Origin of the sequence: Nostocoides jenkinsii Ben 74, assembly GCF_001046875.1 — a bacterium.
Classification (GTDB): domain Bacteria; phylum Actinomycetota; class Actinomycetes; order Actinomycetales; family Dermatophilaceae; genus Nostocoides_A; species Nostocoides_A jenkinsii.
Genome location: NZ_HF571038.1, coordinates 2,346,107 through 2,368,897, shown reverse-complemented (window position 1 = coordinate 2,368,897; position 22,791 = coordinate 2,346,107). Strand labels below are relative to the sequence as shown.

Below are 22,791 nucleotides of genomic sequence, written 5' to 3'. Positions count from 1 at the left end.
GCTCCCCTCATGTCGAGGGTCGACACGCAGCGGGCCGAAGAGCAGCCTTACGAGGCGGACCGAGTCGCGCCCGGGCGGTCCCCGTGGCTGGCCTTCGTCCCGCTCGCCGGGGTGGTCGTGCTGGCTCTCTGGGTGGCAACCGCGGGAGTGGTTCACGTCGTGGGCCAGCCCTACCGCAATCCGCCCCTGCCACTAATCGAGCCGGACCGGATCGACCCGCCCTCCCCCGCGCCGTCCCAACAACTGGATCCGTCCCCGGTCCCACCAACTGTGCGTGTGGTGGTGCTGCTCGTGATCGTCGCCGTCCTCCTCGGGGTGATAGCCGTCCTTGTGCGGCGGTGGGCGATGCGGACGAGGCGACGCCGCGGCATACCCCCGGTTGTTGTCTCGGTCGTAGATGTGGTGCTTGCCGACGCCGAGGAGCAACGGGCCGCCTTGCTCACTGGCGCACCACGCAACGCGATCGTGCGCTGCTGGCAGCGGTTGGAGGCCGCGATCGAGGCCGCCGGGCACCCAGCCCAGCCTTGGGAGACACCCACCGAGGTGACCGCTTCCGTCCTGCGGCGCGAGGCTGTCGATGAGTCGGCACTGGCCGAGTTGCTGAGCCTTTATCGCGAGGCCCGCTTCAGCAATCACGAACTGGGCGAGGCGCAGCGTGCGGCGGCCGTGGCGGCGCTGGATCGCCTCCACCTCACCATGGGCGGCGCCCAAGGTGAGACCGCGTGAGCCTGGGCAGGCGGCTGACCTGGCCACGGGAGCAGCGCACCGCACCCCTGGTTTCCCCGTCCGTCCTGCGCAATGGCGTCGCCCTGATCGCCGGTGTCGTCGGGATCTGCTGGTTCTCCTTCTCCCCGGCACCGAACTACCCGCTCTTGGTCGCCATTCTCGTGCTCGGGTGGATCGTCGTATGGATGCTCGTCGGCCTGAGTCGGTCGGCCACCGCTCAGCACTGGGTCGCCTACCGGCCGGTGAGCGGGCGTCGGCCGGGCCGGGATTCGCGCGTCTCGCAGCTGCGCGTGTTGCTGGACGAGCGCGACGACGCCGACCGCAACGACGAGGTGCACGCCCTCCTGGTCAACCTCACCGACGACCGACTCGCCCTGCGGCGGGCGGACCGACCTGGCGAGGACGAGGATCGGCTCGCCCTCCTCGGAGCGGAACTTCACGCATATCTCATCGCTCCGTCTGGGGCACGATCGCGCACGCTGCGCGACCTCGATCACTACCTCGCCCGGCTTGAGAGGCTCTGAATGGAACTCCCCCTGGTCCACCGCCTCGCCGCCGACGTCCTCGACGAAGTCGAGCGAGCCGTCGTCGGCAAGCGCCACGAACTCAGCCTCGTGCTGGCGGGCATCCTGGCCGGCGGTCACGTCCTGCTGGAGGACTACCCGGGACTCGGCAAGACCCTCGCGGCGCGCAGCCTGGCCAGCGCCTTGGGCCTGGACTTCGCCCGCGCGCAGTTCACCCCGGACCTGCTCCCGTCTGATCTGACGGGATCGTTCATCTACGACCAGCGCGCGGGCACCTTCGACTTCCGGCGCGGCCCGATCTTTGCCGGGCTGCTCCTTGCCGACGAATTGAACCGCACTCCCCCCAAGACTCAGTCCGCGCTGTTGGAGGCGATGCAGGAGCATCAGGTCACCGTTGAAGGCACGACCTTTGCGTTGCCACGCCCCTTCCACGTGCTCGCGACTGCGAACCCGATCGAATACGAAGGCACTTATCCCCTGCCCGAGGCACAGCTCGACCGATTCCTGATGCGACTCGCGTTCGGCTACCCGACTCCGCACGAGGAGTGGCAGGTGCTCACCGGCCGGCTCGGCCGCCGCCGCGAGGAGCACGACATCCGGCGCATTACCGATGCCGACGGGGTGCTCGGCATGCAAGCCGCGATCGAGACCGTCACCGTCGAGGACAGCATCAGCCAGTACTGCGTCAACCTCGCCACCGCGACCCGCCGCCACGCGAATGTGCTGGTCGGGGCATCCCCGCGCGGCTCGCTCGCGCTGATGGTCTGTTCGCGGTCGTATGCCGTGCTCTCCGGCCGCGACTACGTCACCCCCGAGGACGTCAAGGCGGTCGCCCACCCCGTCCTGGACCACCGGCTCACCATCCGTCCGGAGTTGTGGGCCACCGAGGTCACCACGGCGTCCGTGGTCGATGCCGTGCTCGGCTCCGTCCCGGCCCCGAGCAGCGGGCGTACCCCGTGACCGTCGCGGCCGACTCGGTCGAGGAGGACGGCCGAAGCGGCTGGCTGCCGACGCCCAATGTCGTTCGGGCCGTGTCGGTTGCGCTCGTCACGATGTCGGTGGGCGTGCTCGGCCGCCGCGCCGATCTGGTGATCCTGGTGTTGCCCTTGGCCGTGGTCGCCGCCTGGAGCATGGCGACCCGACCCCGTCACGCCCCCTCGGTGCGCACGACGCTCGGGCCGACCGCCCTGCCCGAGGGCAGCGCGCTGACGTTCACCGCCTTCGTTTCCGTGCCTGCCGGCGCGCCCGATGTGGCGATCGTCCTCGCGTCAGACCCCTTCTTCGACCCCGTGGACGGGACCTGGACGCTGTGCGCCGACGCGGGCCCGGACGCCGGATCGGTCACCCTTGCCGCCCCGATCGCGGCGCGACGGTGGGGTCGCTATCGGACCGGAGCCGCCGTGCCTGCCGTCACCGGGATTTTCGGCGGCTTCCGACACAGTTTCCGTCCGATCGGCGAGACCGAAGTCGTCGTGCTCCCCGGGAAGGAGTCCTTCGCAAGCCGCACCGGAATGCCGCATCCGCGCGGCATCGTGGGTGCGAACCGATCCCCTCGACGAGGTCAGGGCAACGATTTCGCGGCCATCCGGCCATACGGTCCGGGAGATCGGCTGGCCCGCGTCAACTGGGCCGTCTCGACCCGCACGGCAACGCTGCAGGTCAGCGAGATGCATGCCGATCTCGACACGGCCGTCACGCTCGTCGTGGACGCTTTCCACGACCTCGGCAGCACCGGGGGCGTCGGGGGCGCCGCCAGCAGTCTCGACACCGCCGTCCGCGCCACCACGGCGCTCGCCGAGCACTATCTGCGGGCCGGCGAGCGGGTCGGGCTGCTGGTGCTCGGGGCAAGCGATGTGCCACCGCTGACCGCCCGCTCGGGCCAGGCGCAGTTGCGGCGCATCCAGGACGGCCTCGCGCGGATCGTGCCCGGGACGGTGCGCGGCGGGGAGGATGACGCGACCGGCGCGCTCCTGGCGCGCCTTCAACCGGGCGGGGTGGTGCTCCTGCTGACGCCGGTGATTTCGGCCAGTGCCCTCAACCGGGCGTATGCGCTGGCGCGGTTCGGGCACACCGTCCTGATCATCGACACGCTCCCGCCCGCGGCGCTGACGGCCGGCCGGCTGACCGCCGAGGATTTGGCGGCCATCGCCCCCTTCACGAACCCGCGCGCGATCCCGACCACCCGCCTGGCCTGGCGCATCCGGCTGCTGGAGCGGGAGGGGCAGCTTCAGCGGGTGCGGGCGAGCGGCATACCCGTGGTCCCGTGGCGTGGACCGGGATCGCTGGATGAGGTGCTGCGTCAGTTGCAACGGCGAGCACGCGCCCCCCGGGTGGCTCGGCGATGAGCATCCGCGAGGACGTCGCCGCCGCGCTGACTCAGGAGGGCCGGGACCACCTCCGCCTGCGGATCGGCCTGGTCTGTGCCTCAATCGCCGCCGCGATCGTGACGAGCGCGGCGAGTGGAGCCGCGCGCCCGACCGGTGTCGGGGTGCTCTTCACGCTCGCGCTGCTCGCCGCGCTCGTGCCCGACGGTCACATTCCGACCATCCTGATCGCGGGGCACCTCGTCTTCTGGTTCATGACGGTGCCGCGGCCGGCGTCGGCGGCGGCGATCGCGCCGGCCGTGGTGACGGCGATCCTGCTGTTGGCGGTGCATCTGCTCTCCGCCGCCGCGACGGTCTGGCCGCCCGGAGGTCGTATCCCGCGCTCCGCCGCACGCCGCTGGCTTCGACAGGGTGGGGCGGTGGCGGTGGCTGCCGTCGCGGTCGGTGGGCTCACCGCGCTTTTGGTGGCCGCTCCGCTCCCCGCGGGAACGCTGCCGAGTTTGGCCGCGGTCGCCTCCCTCGGGGCCGGGGCGATCGCGGCATACCGGCTGATCGCTCGGTGACGTGAGCACGAAGGTGAGGCTCATCACGACCGAGATGTCGTCGGACCGTGCGTGGGAGTGGGCGATGTCGCGCCAGCCGGGTACCCTGCAGATTCCGTCGGCGTGGCTGTGCCCGCCTCAAGCCTCCGCAGGAGAAACCCCATGTCCTTCACACTGACCCGCGCCGTCGGGCTCATCGGCGCGTCGCTGGCTGCGGCCACGCTGGCCTCCGCCGCGCCTGCCACCGCCACGCCCACCAGCACGACCGCCAACGCCGGCAGCCAGGCCGACGACACCCGTGGCACCGGGCTGACCTATGACGCCCTCGTGAAGATGTTCGGCAGCGGCTGGGTTGGCGACCGGACGACCGTCGAGGCCGGCCTGCCGTCGCTGCAGCAGATGACCAAGGGTTCCATCACCAACGCCTCCCGCAAGGCGGCCTTCTTGGCGACGCTGGTCTCGGAGTCGGCGCTTACGTACAACGCCGACGAGTGGGGCGCGACCTACACCTATCGCGGTCGCGGCTATATCCAGCTCACCGGTGACTTCAACTACTCCGACGCGGGCGCCTACTTCGGGATCAACCTGCTCGGCAAGCCCGATCTCGCCAAGTCGCTGCGCTGGAGCGCGCCGATCGCCCGGTGGTACTGGACCGTCGCCCGGACCACGACCAACGCCTATGCCGACAAGCACGACATGAACGGCGTCAACCGCAATATCGGGTTCGCCTGGAGCTACGAGGAAGCCACTCGCCGCTGCAACCGGTTCAAATCGGCCTTCAAGTACTTCACCGGCTCGCTCCCGGCGAAGACGATCTGCTACCCGGCCCGTCTGCCGCAGCGCGGCGCCACCGATTGGTACAAGGCGGCCGGCGAAAGGTAGCCCCCTCACGGCGGGTGAGAGTTGGTGTGACCCTTGGGATAACCAATTCTCGTGAGGGAGCAGTTCAGGATCGCCGAACGTCGGCGAGGGTCAACGGAGCCACCACCCGAGTCGGAGCGAATCTCCTGTAGAGCCGACGGTGCAGTACCAACCCGGTACGGGAAGGGGCCTCCAGCCGACGCTGAAACGAGTTTCGTCGGGATACTTCTGGGAGCACGTGCCCGAAGCAATTTGGCTTTGATTGGCCACCAGGCCAGGACCGAACAGCGCGACGAGCGCCAGGACCGTCACGGCCGTCGCGAGGGCTAGCCGGCGTGTCCTCGTCATCGGTACATCGTGGAAGTTCCGGGAACAGGCAGAGTCCACCCGTTGAAATAAATGACGGATTCCTGAGCGAAAATACACCATGTGCTGTCGCACCAAGAAGGAATCCGCCGCCCTCGTTGCGCGACGACTTTTGCGGAGTCACTCCCAGAGTTGCCATTGGTGGTTCTAAAGTAGCTGTAGTACGTCCGGCCAGGATCGAGGTGAGTGACTCGGGAGGTGCCGACCGTGTAGACTCGCTCGTCTGCGGAGTCGGCGAAAGGCGTGTCCAGGTAACCATTGGGCATATCGGTAGACCAGCTCTGAACACTCTTGGAGAAATAGTACTTGCCGTCGTAATTGTAAGTCACGAAGTCGGGTTCGAACGTCGGGTCCGTGTAGCACTGGAACGCCGACAACCGAGTACTTGACCACGTGAACTTCGTGCGCCCATAGCGCTGGCCGGCTAGGGAGGAAGGATTGGAGCGCCCATTTATCCAAGAGGGCCACCAGTCCCCGCATGATCTCTCCGTGGTCATAACGCTGCGACCTGCCGACCCACGGCTCCCGGAACAGGAAGCTGTGAGTTGATCCGGTTGAATTTGCCCTGCGCGAACGCCGTCCTTGCGTCACGCAGCCTTTGGATGTGGCGTGAGGCCCTGGGTGACTCTGAGAGGGCTGCTCCCTCCAGATCGTCGAGCGTCGTTGCAACCTCACTCGGCAGACGCTCTTCAGCGTCCCGCTGATCCTTGCCTAGCACTCCGAAGGTGACGGCCCCGTCGCCCGTGGGGACTTCGATCACGACCGAGGCAGGCGTCTGGTCAGCAGCGAGATGCCCCCCAAGGAATCCATCCGTGAAGCCCCAGGCGAGGAGGCCCATCACTACGGACGCTACGCGCTTCATAATGCACCGTCCGATCGTTGAAAGGAACCGTTGAGCCGATGCTACACGCGCCCGGTCTTGTCTGCCAGGGGACGGGTCGGCTGACGCCAAATGCCAAATTGCCGGGGGAAACACCGCGCCTGGGTGACCCCACCATCCCCGAAGGATTGGAACTGACAATGTGCGGCCGAAAGACGCGGGCCGGGCTCAAATTCGTGCCTAGGCAGAGGCGGCCTCGCCGGTCCCGAACTCGAAACTCGGCCGGCGGGCCAGCCGCAGCCCGACGGGCTGGACGACGAACCACGGCACGGTCCATCCCGAGAGTTGGAGCCGGTGACTGGCGAACTCGGCCCGGCCGAATTCCCGCACCCGTCCGTGCGCCGGGTCGTAGATCTCGAGGTTGCCGTCGCCGCGGTCGGGCAGGATCAAGGTGACATGCCGCGGGATCCAGCGGTCCCCGACGTAGAGGAGGGCCGGCTCTCCGTCGTCGACGAGTTCGAGCAATCGGTCGAACCGGTCCCCGAGGGCGCCGAGGCTCTCCCCGCGCATGACCTCGATGTCGTATGCCGTTCCACGCCTCGAGGCGCCGAACTCCAGTTCCTTCTTCGCCCCCCACGGCGGTGTCCCTAAGGACCGCGGCCACGGAAGGTTGAGCCGGCCGCCGCCGGCTCTCAACGCATTGGTGCGGTGGTGCACCACCCGCTCGTACGCGGCGAACCGGGACTGCGGGTCGGAACCACTCACCATACCGACGCTCGGGCCCTGGCCGGTCAGAATCCATTGGGCGAACAGCGGGTCGACGAGCATGCGGGCGATCGTCAGGCAGGCCGACCCGCACGTCGTCTGGCTCTGTTGGGCGGGGGCGAGATCGCCCGCCTTGAGGCGGTACACCGGCGAGCGGCGCGGGCTCAGGCGGAGCGGCGGCGGGGGGCCCGCTTGCGCGGCGGCTGCTGGTCCTGCCGGACGATCGTCGGCAGGACGTTGCCCAGGACGGTCTCCTGCGTCACGACCACGCGGGCGATGTCGTCGGCGCTGGGCACATCGAACATCACCGGCATGAGGACTTCCTCCATGATCGCCCGCAGGCCACGGGCGCCGGTGCCGCGCTTGAGCGCCTGGTCGGCGATCGCGTCGAGGGCGTCGGGGGTGAACTCCAACTCGACGCCATCAAGCTCGAACATCTTGGCGTATTGCTTGACCAGCGCGTTCTTGGGTTCGCTGAGGATGCGCACCAGCGCGTCGCGGTCGAGCGGCGCCACGGTCGTGATGACCGGGAGGCGGCCGATGAACTCGGGGATGAGCCCGAACTTCATCAGGTCCTCAGGCATGACATCGACAATCGACTCGGCGAGATCCTTCCGGGTGTGCAGCTCGGAGCCGAAGCCCAGGCCCTTCTTGCCGTTGCGCGACTCGATGAGCTTCTCCAACCCGGCGAAGGCGCCGCCGACGATGAAGAGGACATTGGTCGTGTCGATCTGGATGAACTCCTGGTGCGGGTGCTTGCGGCCACCCTGCGGCGGCACCGACGCCGTCGTGCCTTCGAGGATCTTCAGCAGCGCCTGCTGGACGCCCTCGCCGGAGACATCGCGGGTGATGCTCGGGTTCTCTGACTTGCGAGCGATCTTGTCGACCTCATCGATGTAGATGATCCCGGTCTCGGCCTTCTTGACGTCATAGTCGGCGGCCTGGATGAGCTTGAGGAGGATGTTCTCGACGTCCTCGCCGACATAGCCAGCCTCGGTCAGCGCCGTCGCGTCGGCGATGGCGAAGGGGACATTGAGCATCTTGGCGAGGGTCTGGGCGAGATAGGTCTTGCCGCAGCCGGTGGGCCCGATCAGCAGGATGTTGGACTTGGCGATCTCGACGTGGTTGACGTCGCGCCGGTTGGCGTTCTCCCCGGCCTGGATGCGCTTGTAGTGGTTGTAGACCGCGACCGCGAGCGCCTTCTTGGCCGGCTCCTGCCCGACGATATAGGTCTGGAGGAAGTCGAAGATCTCCTTGGGCTTGGGCAGCTCGTCGAAGCCCAGGTCGGAGGACTCGGCCAGCTCCTCCTCGATGATCTCGTTGCACAGGTCGATGCACTCGTCGCAGATGTAGACCATCGGCCCGGCGATCAGCTTCTTGACCTGCTTTTGGGACTTGCCGCAGAAGGAACACTTCAACAGATCGCTGCTTTCGCCCGCACGTGCCATGTGCCCGTGCTCCCTTCGCCGTTGAGTGAATCCGAATCCGCGGACGAGATCGCCCGTGGTGGTGACGCTACCTGCCGGGACGCTCCGTCTCGACCATTGAACCGGACATGTCGCGCCAATGGCGCGCGTTCTGCTGACAGCCGAATCGTCATGTGCGGCGCTCCTTGGCCGAACCCTGCGTTCCTGGCACGAGGCGCAACGCGGCAACTGGCCGGTCTGGGCCGCTGTCCGGGTAATGCGCCATCGTTGTCAGTCTGAATCGTACATCAGTTCTAATTAGAGTGCAACGCTATCAAGGCGACACCTCCGCGTGAGCGATGTGGGCGAGTTCGCGCCATACGAGAAGCAAAGTGAGGCCGGCACCAACCCCGGCGAACCAGAAGGGCGCCGTCACGCCCCACATCTGCGCGATCAGCCCACCCAGCACTTGCCCGACGACGAGCCCGCCGAAAAGCGCGACCACGTACACACTCGACACCCGACCTTGGAACTCCGTCGGGACGGCGCGCTGGCGCACGGCCGTCGAGAGCGTCCCCCAGACAAAGGCGTAAGCCCCGAAGACCACCATGATCCCGATGGCCACAGCGCCGCTCCGATTGAGCGCCAAGGCGAAGTGCGTCACCACCTCCAACGTCAGGCAGGCGCGCATCAGCGTCGCGAGATCAAAGCGTCGCTCCAACCGACCGTATGCCGCGGTGCTCGCCATCCCCCCAACCGCGGCTGCCGTCGTCAACAGTCCGAAGCCGACCTCCCCCAAGTGCAGGTGGTCCAGGGCATACAGCACAAGCACCGACCACGCCGCTCCCCAGGTGACATTGAACGCCAGGATGACCAGCGCCAGGGTCCGCACCGGAGCATTGCCGAGGAGCCAGCGCACCCCTTCGTCAATGTCACGACGGATGTGGGTCGGCTCCCGATCGGGACGCGCAACGGTCGGCGTGGCGATCCTCAGCACCAGGACGGCACTGACAGCGAGGCTGAGGAGCTGCGTGACGAACGGCCAGGCCATGCCGGCGGCGAAGAGAAAAGCACCGACGGGCGGACCGACCAACTGATTGCCCGTCAGAAATCCCGCCATAAGCCGCGAATTCCCCAGTCCCAGATCGGGTTTCGTCACGACCATCGGCAGCAGAGTCGAGAAGCTCGTGTCGGCAAAGATCTCCGCGCATCCGAGCGCCAACATGGCAGCCAACACGATGCCAATCGACACATGCCCGGTCGTGAGAGTGCCGATCAGCATGGCCAACACCAGGATCCGGGCGGCATTCGCCACCACGACCAACCGCTTGCGGTCGTGTCGATCGGCGATGGCCCCCGCGATGAGCCCGAAGAAGAGCGTCGGGACCCGCTGCAGCGCGGCCGCCAGGCCGACCAAAAAGGCGTTCCGGGTCTGGCTCGCCACCAGAAGCGGACCCGCGGCGAGCACGATCCCGTCGCCAATCTGCCCAACCCACGACGAGGCGAGCAGCCACCGGAAGTCGCGGCCCAGCCGCGCCGGCGCAATCGACTCCACCAGTCTGCTCACAAGCGAGTCAGCCTACTGAAGCCAGCCCGACCCTCCTGAGGCATGCGCTGACGATAACTGGGCTGGTCGCCATGCTTGCCGCCACCCCTCTGAGGAGACTCACTACCTCGTCGCTGGCGATCCGAATCCGCAGTGCTCTGTGCGCATTCGGGTTGCGGGGGGCTGGGACCTGCTCTGACCAGCGCATTCGCGCGGCACGCACGGACGACGCACCACTGACCCCCGACGAAGCGCTTACGATGCGCGGCGCGGGTGCCATCGACCTTGTCCCTGCGGCCGACCCCGCCCCACACAACGTCTGACCCCGCCCCATACAACGACTGAGGGTTGACACCGCTAGCGGTGCCAACCCTCAGACGTTGCGCAGAAATCAGCTCTCGAACGACGCCTTGCGCGAGGCCAGAACCTCATCGATCAGGCCATACTCCTTGGCCTCGGCAGCCGACAGGATCTTGTCGCGCTCGATGTCCTTCTGAACCTGCTCAACCGTCCGCCCGGAGTGCTTGGCCCAGGTCTCCTCGAGCCACTCGCGCATCCGCAGCACCTCCTTGGCCTGGATCTCTAGGTCGGAGGCCTGACCATAGTCGCCGCCCATCAGCGCCGGCTGGTGGATCAGGACGCGGGCGTTGGGCAGCGCGAACCGCTTGCCCGGGGCGCCGGCGCCCAGCAGCACCGCCGCGGCCGAGGCAGCCTGGCCGATCACGAAAGTCTGCACATCGGGGCGGATGTACTGCATCGTGTCGTAAATCGCGGTCATCGCCGTGAACGAGCCGCCGGGGCTGTTGATGTACATCAGGATGTCGCGGTCGGGGTCCTGCGACTCCAGCACGATCAGCTGGGCGATGATGTCATCCGCGGACGCGTCGTCAACCTGCACGCCGAGGAAGATGATGCGGTCCTCGAAGAGCTTGGTGTAGGGATCGAGGCGCTTCATCCCATAGGACGTGCGCTCCTCGAACTGCGGGAGGATGTAGCGGCTGCTGGGGCCGGGCACGTGGAGGCGACCGGTCGCCATACCGTCGAAAGTCATTGTCGTTTCAGTCCTTTTCGATCCGTATGCCGTGCTCAGTCGGTGACCGGGTTGTCGTCGACGCCCGCCTGCTCGGCGCGCAGGAAGACGTGATCGACGAAGCCATATTCCTTGGCTTCCTCGGCGGTGAACCAGCGGTCGCGGTCGGAGTCGGCCTCGATCTGCTCAAGGCTCTGGCCGGTGTGCTGGGCGATCAACTCGGCCATCTGCTTCTTGATGAAGAGCATCTGCTCGGCCTGGATCTTGATGTCGGAGGCGGTGCCACCGATGCCGCCGGACGGCTGGTGCATCATGACTCGCGCGTGCGGGGTCGCGTAGCGCTTGCCCTTCGTGCCCGCCGAGAGCAGGAACTGGCCCATCGACGCGGCCATGCCCATCGCGACCGTCGCGACGTCATTGGGGATCCAGTTCATGGTGTCGAAGATCGCCATGCCGGCCGTGACCGAGCCGCCGGGGCTGTTGATGTAGAGCCAGATGTCGGACGCGGGGTCCTCAGCGGCGAGCAGAAGCATCTGCGCGCAGATGGCGTTGGCGTTGTCGTCGCGGACGTCGGAGCCGAGGAAGATGATGCGTTCCTTGAGCAGCCGCTGATAGATGTGGTCGTCGAGGCCGAACTGGCCACCCTGGGCCGCGGCGCTGGGGTTGCTCACGCTTGTCGTCTCCGTCGTGCGCTCGTGCGGATAGTTCATGGTGACCTTAACGCGCGGGTATGACGGGCTACTCCCGCCTTCCGCCACTGTTCACTGAGAGCGCAACCGCGTGGTGCCCGGCTCACGGACGGCCGGGAGGGCGGCATACGCCAAGACGATCAACGCACCCACGGCGAGCAGTGCGCGCAGGACCCCGTGGTGATCGCCGAGGAAGCCGACGAGCGGTGGCCCCGCGATGAAGGCGACGTATCCGATGGTTGCGACCACGGACACCCGGGCGTGCGCCCGGTCAGGGTCATCCGCCGCGGCGGACATGCCGACCGGGAAGCCGAGCGAGACTCCGAGACCCCATAGGGCGGCACCGACATAGGCGAGGGCGGGCCCGCCGAAGACGACCATCAGGGACCCGAGCAGCGCGACCGCGAGCATGACGCGCAGAGTGGGGACACGGCCATACCGATCGAGCAGTCCGGTGCCGAGAATCCGCCCGATGGTCATGAACCCGAGGAAGGTGGCGAAGGCGAGGACGCCCGCCCAGGCGGGCAGGTCATAGCCCTCGACGAAGGCGACCGACACCCAGTCGTTGGCCGTGCCCTCGGTGAAGGCGGCGACGAGGGTCACCAACCCGATGAGTATGGTGCGGGGCTCGGTCCACGCGGACCGCGCCGGGGTCGAGGGCGCCCGGGTCGAGGGGGCTGGGGATGCGGCGTCTTGCGGCTCGCCCTCCAGCGAGCGCGGGAGGAACGAGCGGGTGCTCATCCCCGACGCGAGGACCAGGATGGCCGCCACTGTGACGAGGTGAAGCCAAACCGGCACCTTAAGCGCGGCCATACCGGCGCCGAAGAGGGCAGCCAGGACGGTGCCCCCGCTGAAGGCCGCGTGGAAGCGCGGCATGATCGAGCGTTCCAGCAGCCTCTCGACGTTAGCGCCTTCGAGGTTCATTGCGACGTCGCAGGTGCCCATGCCGAGCCCGAGGACAAAGAGTCCGGCCGCGACGACCCACCGGTTGTGGGCGATGTCGACACCCAGGCCGACCAGGGCCAGGCCCGCGCCAAGGACGACCATGGCGATGGCGCACGTTCGCGCCGCACCGATCCGCTTGACGATATGTCCGGCCACCGGGAGGCCGATGATGGAGCCGGCCGACGCGAACAACAGCACCATCCCGAGTTGCCCGGGCGTCAGGCCGAGGACGGCTTTGGCGTCCGGAATCCGGCTCGCCCACGAGGCGAACGCAATGCCGTTGATGGTGAACACGGCATACACCGCATTGCGTGCAGAGATGAGTCGGCCGAGGGGCAGGGAGGCCCGGGACATCGAGTCCTTAACGGTGTCGGTGGTGCATGGAAGGGAGGGAAAATGTGAAGAGCGGTGCCGATGCACCGCTCTTCACGTTGACCTGAGGTCGGTCAGGCCTTGTCGGCCGCTGCCTCGGTGGGCTCGTCCTGGGCCGGTTCGTCCTCGGTGGGCGCGTCCTCGGCGACGATCTCATCCGCCGCAGCCTCGGCCTCGTCGAGATAGTCCTCGTCGACGTCGTCCTCGTCCTCTTCTCCCTCGGGAGCAAGAAGGCTCAGGTCAACGGCGTTGCCCGACGCGTCGGTGATCGTGGCGCGGTCGAGGACGCTGGCGAGGGCCTTACGGCGCGCGACCTCGGCGACCATCGAGGGGACCTGGCCCTCCTGGTCGAGCTGCGCGGCAAGCTGCTGCGGGTCGATGCGGTACTGCTGGGCCTGCATGATGAGGTACTCGACGAACTCCTGCTGGCTCACCTCGACCTCGTCCTTCTCGACCAGCGCGTCGAGGATGAACTGCGTCTTGAGCGACGTGCGGGTGGCCTCGTCGACCTCGGCACGGTGCTCCGCGTCCTCAAGTCGGCCCTCGCCTTCGAGGTGGTGGTTGACCTCGGCCTCGATGATGCCCTCGGGTAGCGCGACGTCGATGCTGGCGAGCAGGTGCTCGAGGATCTTGTCGCGGGCCTGCACGCCCTGCTCGAACTTCTTGGAGTTCTCGACGCTGCTGGCAACGTCCGCCTTCAGCTCATCGAGGGTGTCGAACTCGGAGGCAAGTTGAGCGAAGTCGTCGTCCAGGTCGGGGAGGGTGCGCTCCTTGACCGCCTGCACCGTAACGGTGCACTCGGCCTCTTCGCCCTGGTGGTCGCCGCCCGCGAGCGGGGCCGTGAAGGTCGCGGTCTCGCCGGCCGAGTGACCGATGACCGCCTCGTCGAGACCGGGCAGCATGTTGCCGGAGCCGACCTCGTAGGAGATGCCGCTGACGGAGTCGATCTCCTCCTCGCCGATCGAAGCGGCGAGGTCGATGGTCAGGAAGTCGCCGTCCTGCACGGCACGATCAACGGTGTTGAGGGTGCCGAAACGCGTGCGAAGGTCGTTGAGCCGCTCCTCGATGTCGCTGTCGCTGACCTCGATGTCGTCGACCGTCACGGCAATGGCGTCGAGGTCCGGAAGCGTGATCTCGGGGCGGACGTCGACCTCGGCCGTGAAGGCCAGCTGCTCGGAGTCGTCCATCGGGACCTGGGTGATCTCGACCTCGGGCTGACCGATGGGACGCAGATCGGATTGGTCGACCGCCTCACCGTAGAAGCCCGGCAGGGCCTCGTTGATGGCCTCCTGGAGCACCGCGCCCCGACCCACCCGCTGCTCGATGATGCGGCTGGGCACCTTGCCCTTCCGGAAGCCGGGGACCTGGATCGAGGCCCCGATCGTCTTCAGGGCCGCGTCGATGCTCGGTTGGAGTTCGGCATACGGGACCTCGACGGTCAGCTTGACCCGCGTCGGGTTGATGGTCTCGACGGCGCTCTTCATCGTTGTTTTCTGCTCCGGAATTGGGCGAACGTTGACGAGCGGGCGACGAGAATCGAACTCGCGTAATCAGTTTGGAAGACTGAGGCTCTACCATTGAGCTACGCCCGCGTGGCCGCGTGCAAGACCGCACGTGACACCGGGGTAGCCTACTGCCCGCCGGTGCCGCTCCCGAAATCGTCGGGGGTCTACGTCGGTGACGGGGTATGGCGCAGCTTGGTAGCGCGTCCGCTTTGGGAGCGGAAGGCCGCCGGTTCGAATCCGGCTACCCCGACCAGTCTTGGGCCGAGCGACCCTGCGCGGCCCGCGGCAGGGCGTTCACGTCACCCCTTCGCGTTCACGTCATACGTTGCAGGGGGTGACGTGGTCGAGAAGGTATGACGTGGTCGGAAAGGGGTGATGTGAACGCGACGGTACGACGTGGACGTCAGGAGCACGGGCGGAGTGCCGACGTCGCGACACTCCCCGAGCACGAGCGTTGCGCGTTCAGCTTCACGAACCACGGCTTGATCGGATAGATCGCAGACGGGGTCTTCGCGGCCAACGTCAAAAGGTTCTTCAACTCCCCCGGGTCGGCCACGGTGTCATACAGCTCCTGCGTCTTCGGCACGCCCTTGGCGTAGGTCACGATGAAGCGATACCGGCCGTCGAACACACTGGCCCAGGTCGGAATGACGGCGGGGGTGTTCACGGTGTAGCGCGGGTCGGAGAAGTATTCCGAGAGCAGCACCGGATGCCCGGCGGGTTCCGCTACCAACGAGAGCCCGTCTATCGCCGGCAATGTCGGGTCCGGCGCGATGCCGGTCACCGACAAGATGGTGGGCAGGAGATCGATATTCGACACCAGCGCCGTGTCCGCCGAGGCGGCGGCAAGCGTGCCCGGTGCGAACACCCCCGGGAAGGCCATCATCAGCGGCACGCGGACGGAACGGTCATACGCCACGAATTTGCGCTGCAGCGCGTGCTCGCCGAACATCAGGCCATTGTCTTGAGGTGAAGATCACCAGGGTGTTGTCGAGTTGGCCACTGGTCTCCAGCGTGGCCACCAGGGCGCCGAACCAGTCGTCCACGCTCTTAAGCACGCGCTGTTGCAGCGGGCAGACGACCCGGTAGCCGAAGGCCGCGCCACTCTGCGGGAAGGCCCGCACGAAGGCCGGCTTGTCGCTGCGATCGCTCTCGACCGGCGGCGCCGCACAGCCGGGCACCGCCGACGTTCGATACTGCGGCTCCGGCATCGTCACGCCCATGTCCAGATCATGCATATGGGGCGCGGTCGGGTTGAACTCCAGATAGAACGGCTGGCCCGTCAGCGTCCGATTGTCCAGCGCCCGGACGAGGTAGTCGTCGGCCTGCGCCCCCAGCCAGGTGGTGTTGTAGTTGGTCCCGCTGGCCACATCACCCGTGATCTTGGTCGTGATCCCGTCACTCGATCGCGTGGCGAGGAAGTTGTAATACCAGGCGGGCCCGTCCGACCGAACGCAGAACTCCGTCGATCCCCCGTTGTCGCACGACCCGGTGACCGTCGTGTACTCATCGAACGACGGCGGCTGCGAGATGAGGTTCAGATACTTCCCGAACAGCCCGGTCCGATATCCCGCTCCGTGGAGGTATGCCGCGATGCTCCCCCGCGTGTCGAGCAGGTTCCCCGTCCCCTGGCTCTTTACCCCGGTGTTGTGCGGATAGCGACCCACGAAGGTCGAGGCCCGGCTCTGGCAGCACGAGGGCGACGCGACGAAAGAGTTGCGGTACGAGACCCCCCGCGCCGTGACGAAGGACGCCAGGTTGGGCATGTACTGCACCAGCCGATCCATCGAATCCCAGACCTGGTCGTCCGTCTTGATCAGAACGACGTTCGGGGGCGAGAGCGGAGGCGGTGGCTCGTCGTCCGCCCGCGCCGGGGTGAAGATGCCGCTGAACAGCATGCCGAGTACGGCGACCATCAGCAGCGCCGAAATCGAGGACGACTTGGACCTGACCACGCGCACACCATAGGCACTGCTTGCGAGAACCGACCGCTTCTTCGCACCGACTGATAAAATCGGGTCGCGATCCACGAGGGATCAGCCGAGCCGTCCACGACAGGCGCTCGGCCCGGGGCCGGAGCCCACCAGCCCCTGACAGGATTTAGAGGGAAACATGACGCAGCGCAACCGCTCACGGATCACGGGCGCGGCCTTGCCCTTGCTGGTCATGGGCGGCATCGGCTTGGGCGCCATTTCTCCGGCAGTCGCGGCCGGCATGTCCGCGACCACGACGGTCACGGCCCGCGCGGCTGACGACACGGCGACCGACTCCGGAACCACGACACCAGAGGAGACGTCCTCGACCTTCACCGAGCCGCCGGTCAGCCCCACGGATCCGCCCACCACCGAGTCCTCGACGCCGGTCGAGACGTCGTCGACGACAGACCCGCCGACGTCGTCGTCGACGAGTGAATACACCCCGCCGTCATCGACGTCCTCGACCAGCGACTACACGCCTCCGTCGTCGACGTCCTCCACGAGCGAATACACCCCGCCCACGAGTTCCTCGACGTCGGAGTACACCCCGCCCACATCCTCCTCGACGAGCGAATACACCCCGCCTTCGTCGTCGACCACCAGCGAATACACCCCTCCGGCCTCCACGACGTCGGCCACGACGCCAGCGACAACCCCCGCGACCACTCCGGCCACGACCCCGCCGACGACCACGACCACGCGGCCCACCACAACCTCGACGACGCCGGCGTCGACGTCCTCCGGTTCCCCCAACTGGACGTCAAGCGAGACCCCGGTGTGGCCCGCCGACGACCAGACAGGGGGCGGCGGTCAGGGCGGTGTCGTCGCGAGCCCCTCCACCTCCGATGAAGACCCCGGCGTCGCCGAGAAGGTCGGAAACCTGGCGAGCGGCATCTTCGGCGGCAATGCCGACTGGGCGCTGTTGAAGAAGACCTTCGTCGGTCTGGCGCTCGGCGGGCTGGGCTGGCTCGCCATCGTGGTCATGCGCCCCCGGCGTCACTGACCGGGCGTAGTTCCCAATAGCGGGCCGGCCGACCCGCGGCGAGCCCCTTCTGCTCGAACCCGTCCGCTGTCTTCCATTCCGGCCGCTCGACCTCGGTCATGACGAAGCCGGCGTGCGTGCCGACCACCTCGGTGAAGTGCTCGGCATACACCGGGTGGTCGGAAGCGACCAGGAGAACCCCATCCGGGAGCAACAGGCGTCCCATCGCGTCGAGCGTATGCCGTTGCACGAGACGGCGTTTGGCATGCTTCTTCTTGGGCCACGGGTCCGGGAAAAGCAGGTGGATCCGATCCAGGGAATGGTCCGGAATGCCTCCATCGAGCAGGTCCACCGCGTCACCGAGGTAGACGCGCAGGTTCGCCAAGGATTGGTCCTCAGCGACGGCGAGCATGCGCGCCACGCCGGGGACGTGGACCTCGGCCGCGATGACGACCGCCTCGGGGTGGACACGGGCATACGCCAATGCGGCCGCGCCGTGACCGGTCCCGATCTCGAGAATCAGCCGCCCGTTGCGGCCCACGAGGGCGTCGCGTACGAGTGGGAGGGGCGGCACGCCATACCGAGGCATGAGCGTCGCCATGCGCTCCTCGGTGAGGTCCGAGCGGCGGTAGCGCGGGGTGTAGCTGCGGATGGGCCGGGGCGGCAAGGGCCGGGGGCGCTCGGTCACCGACGAGACGATAGCGGGCCGGTACCTCCGCAAGAGGCACCGGCCCGCTAGCCGGCGGAGCGTCGGCTTCCTACGCAGGGGCCTGCTTGCTGTTGCCGCCCTTGAGCACCCGCCCACCCGTGGCCATCGGGTCAAGGGTGACCTTCTCCCGAGCAGCCAGGGTCTGAAGGCTGGCCGAGTCGATCCGCAGCGTGCTCCAGTAGCTGGAGGCGGTGTAGAACGTGAAGCCCACGCGACCATAGGCAAGATTGGAGTCGTAGCCGGACCACAACGTCCGTCCGCCGATGGCGAAGGAGAAGAAGTTGTCTTGGGCAACGACTTTCATGTTCTTCCACACCAAGCTGGTGAGGAAGGGGAAGTAGGTCCAGCCCATGAGCGCCGTCTCGGTGCCGTCGTAGTTGACACGCCAGACCGAGGCATAGCCCGTGTTGGTGAAGCCGAAGATGTAGGAGGGAGACCACTCGTAGGCCGAGTTGAGCGAGGCTGGGTTGCCGCGGATGACCAGCGAGTTGTTGTAATAGCCGCCGCCATTGCCGTCCCGCTTCACTTTCGCCTGGTAGACGAAGTTCTCGTAGACGTTGGTGTGCTTCGTCGACGTCCAGTAGCCGGGCAAACCGTCCGCCCGCCACATGCCGCCCGAGCGGTACCACGCACCCGAAACCCGACTCCAGCCCAGGTTGTTGTAGGTGAAGTTGCTGTTCCAGCCGGCTGCGCGACCAGTCTCAGCGGCTTCCGCGGCCGTAGGCCCGACGGCGGTGGCGCCCAGTGCCGTGGCCCCCGCGCCGATGATGAATTGTCGTCGTTCCACTGAATCCTCCTCCTGTGGTTCGAAACCCCCTCCGGGTTCCGATGAGAAGACACAACCACCCCGCGCGGCGAGTGTCTAGGGAATGAGAAAACTCGCCACATGAATTTCTCAGGAGCGCGCCCCGCGTGGTCCGCGAGTCAGTACTCCAGGGAGCCTTGGAGTCGGTTGCCTGGGTCATAAGACGCCTTGATCGAGCGCAGGCGCGCGAGGTTCGGGCCGAAGTAGTCCGACGACGTGCGACCGGGCTCGACATAGTTCACGAAACCACCAGCGCTCATCGACCCCATTCTCGTATGGGCGTAGCCGATCCACGAGCGGGCGGCGGCATAAGCCGTGCTGCTGCCCACGGGCAACGGGCAGAACCACTGGATCAAGGCCGCGTGGTTTCGATAGGGAAAGGCCGTCGCCGTCGCCGACACCGCTTGTAGTTGGCCGGTGAGCGGACCGATGAGCGTCTGGAAGTTGACCTTGCGACGGATCCCTTCGGAGACAACGTCGATCAATGCCGTCGCCGAGGCAGCCGTCACCGAGCTGAGGACATCGCTCCCGGCCGTGAAGTCCCGGCGCGGCGGCGTCGGGTCGCCATTGGCAATCTCCAGCACCGTGTTCATGTAGGTGTCGACCTTGGTCTCTCGCTTCAAATACGGCACCCCGACCATCGCGTGCAGGGCATTGCAGTCAACGTCCTGATCTCCGGGGGCGGTGACGCCGTGCATCCGGACCATGAAGGCGGTCTTCGTCGGGTTGGCGTTTAGGCTGAGCGTCACTTTGGTCGTGTTGTGACTGCTCTGGCTGTATGCCGCCCACGCGGCAATGACTTTTGCCGCCGCCGAGACGGGGTAGCTCAGCCTGAATTGGCCCAGATCCGTCGTCGCGTGGGTGAGATAGGTGAGATCGGTGACGACGGCGATCTGCGCGCCGCCCCCACCGCGAAGGGCCCAGAAAAGATCGGCGTTTTGGGTCGCCGACGCGATCACCTTGCGCCCGTCCGCGAGCACGCAGGTTGCCGAGACGAGGCGATCGCAGGTCGCCCCCTTGCCACGCACCTCCGGGCCGATCCCGCCGCCCAGGGTCAGCCCCGCGGTGCCCACGGTCGGGCATGTTCCCGTCGGTATGGTGCGGCCCACCTTGTTGAGCGCGACGTGCACGTTGTAAAGGCCTGCCCCCGCTCCGATGGTTGCTTTGGTCTTGGTGGAGTTGAGTTTGACCGCTTTGATCCCGCGCAGATCAAGAACCATGACGTCGTCGCCGGTGGAACTGCCGACATAGCAGTGTCCACCCGAACGCGGCGCGACGATCAAATTGTTGTCGGCGGAGAAGGTCATGGCCTGCTGCACGTCGGCCACGTTCAGGGGTTTCACGACAGCGAGCGGCAGTTTGCTGTCCCAGCGCGGGTTGTACAGCTGCTTCGCCGTTGTGTAGGCCGAGTTCGTCGGGAGCACGACCGAACCGGTCATACGGGCATCCAGGGCCGCCCACGCGGTGGCCGGCGGGCCGCTGAGGGGGTTACCCGCAAAGGCGCTTGGGGCGACCCACCCGAGGGCCAGAGATCCCAGGGAACCGGTCAGAACATGTCGTCGGTCGATGTTGGCCATAGTGTGAACGTATTCGCGCATCCGGCTCTTGTCAGCCGGTTGTCCGTCATTCCTTCTGAGGACTTGTGTCACTCCCGCCAGATCAAGACGACCCCACGATCGTCGCCAGAGCCGCCCTGGGCACCACGCACGAGGCGTTGGGCCGCCCCGGGGAAGGACACGCCATACGTCTCGATGGCCCCGAGCATCCAGTCGATCCCGTCGGCCAGTTGGTTGGTCCGGCTCTCGATGACCCCGTCGGTGTAGAGGAGGAGAGCATCGCCCGGGTTCAGCCGACCGCTCGTCTGTGGGAACGACATACCGTCCATCGCGCCGAGCACGGGTCCCGAGCGAGAGAGCACGGATTCCCATCGACCCCGGGCGCTGTCGAAGTGGATGGCGGGCGGATGCCCGGCCAGACCGAGTTCGAAACTGCCCGTCGTCAGATCGAGGTCGAGGTGGACTGCGGTGGCAAACCCCTCACGCCAATCCTGGCGCACGAGATAGGAATTAGCCGCGGGCAGGAAGCGGTCGGCGTCGATCTGGCCCAACAGGCCGCTGAAGGCGCTCGAGAGCATCAACGAGCGCGTGCCGGCCCGCAGGCCTTTCCCGCTGACGTCAACGAGGACGATCTCCAGGTGATCGCGGCCGGACTGCGTGCACAGGAGGAAGTCGCCAGAAAACTCCTCGCCATCCGCGCCGGCAACGACGCATTCCGCACGCCATCCGGCAGGCAGCGGCGGCAACTGGGCCAGGAGCCGCTGCCGATGGGTCAACTCAAAAAGGATGCGGTCGCCGGCGAAGCCGACCAACCCGCGCGAGGCGCGCGAGGCCGACAGGACATACATCACGACCATCCCGGCGAGGACCGACCCGAAGCCGACGAAGGCGCTCGTGCGCGTGCCCGGAGAGATGAAGAGTTGGACCGTCATCCAGGCCAGCAGATAGCCGAACGAAATCACCAGCGGGCCGGGAGGCAGGAAGAGCCCGGCCAGCAACATCCCCGGGACGAAGGTCACCCGCGGGAAGGTCTCGGGCCACGCCAGATAGGCCGCCCCGGAGACCGTGATCAACGCCAAGACGAGGACGACGCGGGTTCGAATGCTGAGCCCTTCGCTCAGGGTGCGATCCCACTCGATGAGGGCCCTCAGTCGGGCCCGCGTAAATGGTGCTGGTTGGGCCTCGCTGGTCACGCGGGGGCGGCCGGCAGGTCGGGCAGCGTGCCGTCCGACTCGAAAACGCTCAGCATTGCGATCCGGCGGGCATGTCGTTCCTCGTCGGAGAACGGGGTGGCGACGAACGTGTCGACCATCGACTTGGCCTGCTCGACGGTGTTCATCCGCGCACCGATCGAGATGATCTGCGCGTTGTTGTGCTGTCGGGCGAGGCGAGCCAACTCATCGCTATAACAGAGCGCGGCGCGCACCCCCTCGACCTTGTTGGCGGCGATCTGCTCCCCATTGCCCGACCCGCCCAGCACGATGCCGAGTGTCCCGGACTCGGCCGCGACGGCCTGCGCCGCGCGGAGCACGAAGACGGGGTAGTCGTCCTCCGCGTCATACGCGAAGGGGCCGTGGTTGACGACCTCGTGACCGGCCGCCTCCAAGTGGGCAACCAACTCCCCCAGGAGGTCGTATGCCGCGTGGTCGCCGCCGATGTGGACGCGCATCAGTCCTCCAGGTTGAAGATGGGTCCGCGGGTGCGGGACCGCTTGAGTTCGAAGAAGCCGTCGGTTCCCGCCACGAGGACGCAACCGTCCCACAGCCTGCCAGCATCTTCGCCTCGTGGCGAGGGGCTGACCACCGGGCCGAAGAAGGCGATTCCGTCGACGGCGATGACGGGCGTGCCCACGTCGTCCCCGACTAGGTCGATGGCGCGCTGGTGGCTGGCTCGCAACGCCGCGTCATTGGCATCGGTGGTGGCGGCCTCGGCCAGCTCGGCCGGCAGCCCGACCTCCGCAAGCGCCTCGCGAATCACGACGGCGCGATCCTCGATCTTGCGGTGATGAATCCGCTCCCCCATCGCGTCATACAACTTCTTGACGACCTCGTCGCCGTGCGCCTGCTGCGCCGCGATGATGACGCGGACGGGCCCCCACGAGTTGTCCATCAGGGCCCGATAGTCGGCCGGGAGGTCGCGTCCCTCGTTCAGGACAGACAGGCTCATCACCGACCAGGTGACGCGGATCGGGCGGACGCGCTCGACTTCCATGAGCCAGCGCGAGGTCATCCACGCCCACGGGCACGCCGGGTCGAACCACATCTCGGCGGAGGTTGCGAAGGACGTCTGGGCAGGGGTCGATGGATCCTGGGACATGATTGCCATTGTGCCACCGGGCGCGC

24 protein-coding genes and 2 tRNA genes are annotated in these 22,791 nt (G+C 67.1%); 8 read left to right on the top strand and 18 right to left on the bottom strand.

Annotated features, from left to right (window positions below):
* The first annotated feature begins 9 nt into the window (after positions 1 to 9).
* The 6 genes from BN13_RS11250 (at position 10) to BN13_RS11225 (ending at position 4,998) form a co-directional block, all read left to right on the top strand.
* Entirely contained in the window at positions 10 to 726 is a 717-nt protein-coding gene (locus tag BN13_RS11250; protein WP_048546885.1) for a DUF4129 domain-containing protein, read from the top strand.
* The gene (locus BN13_RS11245) at positions 723 to 1,250 is read left to right on the top strand and encodes a hypothetical protein (RefSeq protein ID WP_048546883.1); all 528 of its coding nucleotides are present in this window, start codon (positions 723 to 725) and stop codon (positions 1,248 to 1,250) included. The genes BN13_RS11250 and BN13_RS11245 overlap by 4 nt, the downstream gene beginning before the upstream one ends.
* On the top strand, positions 1,251 to 2,210 hold the full coding sequence (locus BN13_RS11240) for an AAA family ATPase (RefSeq protein ID WP_048546881.1): 960 nt from the start codon (positions 1,251 to 1,253) through the stop codon (positions 2,208 to 2,210). It begins immediately after the preceding gene.
* A complete protein-coding gene (locus tag BN13_RS11235) occupies positions 2,207 to 3,595 on the top strand; it encodes a DUF58 domain-containing protein (protein WP_048546879.1) in 1,389 nt (462 codons plus the stop codon). Before BN13_RS11240 ends, BN13_RS11235 begins: the two co-directional genes overlap by 4 nt.
* Positions 3,592 to 4,137 carry a hypothetical protein gene (locus tag BN13_RS11230; RefSeq protein WP_048546877.1) on the top strand — a complete coding sequence of 182 codons (546 nt, stop codon included), beginning with the start codon at positions 3,592 to 3,594 and terminating at the stop codon, positions 4,135 to 4,137. Before BN13_RS11235 ends, BN13_RS11230 begins: the two co-directional genes overlap by 4 nt.
* Positions 4,138 to 4,278: 141 nt before the next feature.
* On the top strand, positions 4,279 to 4,998 hold the full coding sequence (locus BN13_RS11225; protein ID WP_053079777.1) for a glycoside hydrolase family 19 protein: 720 nt from the start codon (positions 4,279 to 4,281) through the stop codon (positions 4,996 to 4,998).
* Between the two features lie 1,405 nt (positions 4,999 to 6,403).
* Here BN13_RS11225 and BN13_RS11215 read toward each other — a convergent pair.
* From BN13_RS11215 to BN13_RS11180, 8 genes are all read right to left on the bottom strand, one after another.
* The gene (locus BN13_RS11215) at positions 6,404 to 7,075 is read right to left on the bottom strand and encodes a hypothetical protein (protein ID WP_053079776.1); all 672 of its coding nucleotides are present in this window, start codon (positions 7,073 to 7,075) and stop codon (positions 6,404 to 6,406) included.
* A gap of 17 nt (positions 7,076 to 7,092) precedes the next feature.
* Complete coding sequence (gene clpX, locus BN13_RS11210) at positions 7,093 to 8,376, bottom strand: ATP-dependent Clp protease ATP-binding subunit ClpX (RefSeq protein WP_048546873.1); 1,284 nt, start codon at positions 8,374 to 8,376, stop codon at positions 7,093 to 7,095.
* Between the two features lie 292 nt (positions 8,377 to 8,668).
* Positions 8,669 to 9,901: an MFS transporter gene (locus BN13_RS11205; RefSeq protein WP_048546871.1), complete on the bottom strand. Its 1,233-nt coding sequence runs from the start codon at positions 9,899 to 9,901 to the stop codon at positions 8,669 to 8,671.
* A 370-nt stretch (positions 9,902 to 10,271) separates the two neighbouring features.
* On the bottom strand, positions 10,272 to 10,931 hold the full coding sequence (locus tag BN13_RS11200; protein ID WP_048546869.1) for an ATP-dependent Clp protease proteolytic subunit: 660 nt from the start codon (positions 10,929 to 10,931) through the stop codon (positions 10,272 to 10,274).
* Positions 10,932 to 10,966: 35 nt separating this feature from the next.
* Positions 10,967 to 11,620 (bottom strand): ATP-dependent Clp protease proteolytic subunit, encoded by a 654-nt coding sequence (locus BN13_RS11195; RefSeq protein WP_084733707.1) that lies wholly within the window; start codon positions 11,618 to 11,620, stop codon positions 10,967 to 10,969.
* A 51-nt stretch (positions 11,621 to 11,671) separates the two neighbouring features.
* Positions 11,672 to 12,898, bottom strand: a complete 1,227-nt coding sequence (locus BN13_RS11190) for an MFS transporter (protein ID WP_048546867.1) — start codon at positions 12,896 to 12,898, stop codon at positions 11,672 to 11,674.
* Between the two features lie 92 nt (positions 12,899 to 12,990).
* Positions 12,991 to 14,400: a trigger factor gene (gene tig, locus BN13_RS11185; protein ID WP_048549100.1), complete on the bottom strand. Its 1,410-nt coding sequence runs from the start codon at positions 14,398 to 14,400 to the stop codon at positions 12,991 to 12,993.
* 37 nt (positions 14,401 to 14,437) lie between these two features.
* Positions 14,438 to 14,508 (bottom strand) — tRNA-Gly (locus BN13_RS11180).
* Positions 14,509 to 14,597: 89 nt separating this feature from the next.
* On the opposite strand from BN13_RS11180, the gene BN13_RS11175 reads away from it, so the two are divergent.
* Positions 14,598 to 14,674, top strand: a tRNA-Pro gene (locus BN13_RS11175).
* A gap of 150 nt (positions 14,675 to 14,824) precedes the next feature.
* Here the strand turns inward: BN13_RS11175 and BN13_RS20625 are convergent.
* The 4 genes from BN13_RS20625 to BN13_RS11155 all read right to left on the bottom strand — a co-directional run bounded on the left by BN13_RS20625 (position 14,825) and on the right by BN13_RS11155 (position 17,150).
* Positions 14,825 to 15,373: a sulfatase/phosphatase domain-containing protein gene (locus BN13_RS20625; RefSeq protein ID WP_048546865.1), complete on the bottom strand. Its 549-nt coding sequence runs from the start codon at positions 15,371 to 15,373 to the stop codon at positions 14,825 to 14,827.
* Positions 15,330 to 16,376, bottom strand: coding sequence for a sulfatase-like hydrolase/transferase (locus BN13_RS20620; protein WP_157038557.1), 1,047 nt, complete (start codon positions 16,374 to 16,376; stop codon positions 15,330 to 15,332). The genes BN13_RS20625 and BN13_RS20620 overlap by 44 nt, the downstream gene beginning before the upstream one ends.
* A gap of 81 nt (positions 16,377 to 16,457) precedes the next feature.
* Complete coding sequence (locus tag BN13_RS11160) at positions 16,458 to 16,838, bottom strand: hypothetical protein (RefSeq protein WP_048546862.1); 381 nt, start codon at positions 16,836 to 16,838, stop codon at positions 16,458 to 16,460.
* Positions 16,839 to 16,868: 30 nt separating this feature from the next.
* Positions 16,869 to 17,150: a hypothetical protein gene (locus tag BN13_RS11155; protein ID WP_048546860.1), complete on the bottom strand. Its 282-nt coding sequence runs from the start codon at positions 17,148 to 17,150 to the stop codon at positions 16,869 to 16,871.
* 22 nt (positions 17,151 to 17,172) lie between these two features.
* On the opposite strand from BN13_RS11155, the gene BN13_RS11150 reads away from it, so the two are divergent.
* On the top strand, positions 17,173 to 17,400 hold the full coding sequence (locus BN13_RS11150) for a hypothetical protein (protein ID WP_048546857.1): 228 nt from the start codon (positions 17,173 to 17,175) through the stop codon (positions 17,398 to 17,400).
* Here the strand turns inward: BN13_RS11150 and trmB are convergent.
* The 6 genes from trmB to BN13_RS11120 form a co-directional block, all read right to left on the bottom strand.
* Entirely contained in the window at positions 17,378 to 18,067 is a 690-nt protein-coding gene (trmB, locus tag BN13_RS11145; RefSeq protein WP_235434021.1) for a tRNA (guanosine(46)-N7)-methyltransferase TrmB, read from the bottom strand. The genes BN13_RS11150 and trmB overlap by 23 nt on opposite strands.
* Positions 18,068 to 18,137: 70 nt before the next feature.
* Entirely contained in the window at positions 18,138 to 18,875 is a 738-nt protein-coding gene (locus tag BN13_RS11140; protein WP_048546854.1) for a hypothetical protein, read from the bottom strand.
* Positions 18,876 to 19,012: 137 nt separating this feature from the next.
* Entirely contained in the window at positions 19,013 to 20,470 is a 1,458-nt protein-coding gene (locus BN13_RS11135; RefSeq protein WP_162199948.1) for an FAD-binding oxidoreductase, read from the bottom strand.
* A 68-nt stretch (positions 20,471 to 20,538) separates the two neighbouring features.
* On the bottom strand, positions 20,539 to 21,642 hold the full coding sequence (locus tag BN13_RS11130) for a PP2C family protein-serine/threonine phosphatase (RefSeq protein WP_048546848.1): 1,104 nt from the start codon (positions 21,640 to 21,642) through the stop codon (positions 20,539 to 20,541).
* A complete protein-coding gene (locus BN13_RS11125) occupies positions 21,639 to 22,118 on the bottom strand; it encodes a ribose-5-phosphate isomerase (protein ID WP_048546846.1) in 480 nt (159 codons plus the stop codon). Before BN13_RS11125 ends, BN13_RS11130 begins: the two co-directional genes overlap by 4 nt.
* The gene (locus BN13_RS11120) at positions 22,118 to 22,765 is read right to left on the bottom strand and encodes a mycothiol-dependent nitroreductase Rv2466c family protein (protein WP_048549098.1); all 648 of its coding nucleotides are present in this window, start codon (positions 22,763 to 22,765) and stop codon (positions 22,118 to 22,120) included. The genes BN13_RS11125 and BN13_RS11120 overlap by 1 nt, the downstream gene beginning before the upstream one ends.
* Positions 22,766 to 22,791 lie beyond the last annotated feature (26 nt).